General features: G+C 49.1%; 2 protein-coding genes. One reads left to right on the top strand and one right to left on the bottom strand.

The window, feature by feature from the left end:
* Positions 1-45: 45 nt before the first annotated feature.
* The gene (dgt, locus tag FCN80_RS25925) at positions 46-684 is read right to left on the bottom strand and encodes a dGTP triphosphohydrolase (RefSeq protein ID WP_230492976.1); all 639 of its coding nucleotides are present in this window, start codon (positions 682-684) and stop codon (positions 46-48) included.
* A 424-nt stretch (positions 685-1,108) separates the two neighbouring features.
* Between dgt and FCN80_RS27140 the strand changes: the two genes are divergently transcribed.
* A complete protein-coding gene (locus tag FCN80_RS27140; protein WP_230492977.1) occupies positions 1,109-1,372 on the top strand; it encodes a DNA adenine methylase in 264 nt (87 codons plus the stop codon).
* Positions 1,373-1,443 lie beyond the last annotated feature (71 nt).

Below are 1,443 nucleotides of genomic sequence, written 5' to 3' on the forward strand. Positions count from 1 at the left end.
AAAGCGAGTATTTTTAGTCATCCTGTTACCTCTCTCTCAAAGAGTTTAGTCTCCAGGATTCCCGGGGCGGTTCAGATAGCATTTCGGGGGCTTAAAGCCGGAGGATTTAAACAGCCATTCACGGCTTCCTGACTGTAGCTGGCCGTAAGCGCTCTCGTTGACTACCTCAGAGTAGCTTGCCGGGTATTTCAGCACGCCTAGAATAAGCCTGCGCGTCGGATCCAGCCCGTTGGACTCGGTGTACTTATCCAATTGGGTGAGTATACGCAGCGTCTGTCCGTTACCCTCAAAGCCTCCATAGGCTCTCATGCAGTAGTTAAGCGCAACTTCACCACCATGACCGAAGGGGGGATGGCCGATATCGTGGGCAAGGCAGATAGCCTGCATAAGGCTTGGGTGAGGCAGGAATTCCGCCTCCGTCGCTACCCCAACGGGATAGAGTATATTCAGCTGAGACAGGATGCCGCTGCCAATCTGCGCTACCTCCATAGAGTGAGTCAGCCGTGTGCGGTAGAAGTCGCTCTCGCCCAGCCCCAGCACCTGTGTCTTCGACTGTAATCGTCTGAACGCGGAAGAGTGGATTAGTCGGGAAAGATCACGTTCGTATTCCGACCTTATTTCATCTGGCCTACGGGTATTGTTCCCCTGACGTTCAGACCAGAGCTGTTCTTTGCTGCGTGTCATACAGGCTCCTGTGGGCAGAATATAGCAATCAGCCTGCTTAAGCGCAGACGTGAGAAATGTAAACCCGGGGCTGAGATTCGTCCCTGTTATTCGGAATGAATCCTCTGTGCCAGCAAACTACCCAGGTTTTATCATCGTTAAAGAGTTCCGGGCGAGTGCTCGTCCGTGCTGCACCCTGGAAGTGAAAATGCATCCGTCGCATCCATCATTGAGCAGAATAAATTATCTATCGCATCTATTCCTGTAACGAGACAATATATTTTTTAAATCATCACATTGCTATGCGTTAGTGCGAACAGCTATGCAATAGAGTTTACAAAAAACGAACTATCAAGTTATTGATTATGTACTTTGTAGTAAAGGAGCGCGTACACCAATACCGATTGTAATTGACATCATCGTCAGAAATGACGATGATTAGCGCATGAGATATCCCGGTGGTAAAGGCAAGTGCTATCAGAGACTCATCAACCTGATGCCAGTGCACGAGACATATATTGAAACCCACCTTGGTGGAGGAGCTGTGATGCGCAACAAACGGCCAGCAGCCCGTAATATTGGAATCGATATTGACCAACAGGTTATTGATGTATGGCGCGGCGGGGATATTCCCTGCGAACTCATTCAGGATGACGCTATAGCGTATCTCAGTACGTTTCCGTATCAGGGTAGTGAACTGGTTTACTGATCTTGACCCGTTATATTCAGACAGCTTTTATCTCTAAGTTAGTGTTATCCGTCGGCTCCGGTATTCCCTCG

This window comes from Martelella alba (assembly GCF_005217455.1).
In the GTDB taxonomy this organism is placed as follows: domain Bacteria; phylum Pseudomonadota; class Gammaproteobacteria; order Enterobacterales; family Enterobacteriaceae; genus Acerihabitans.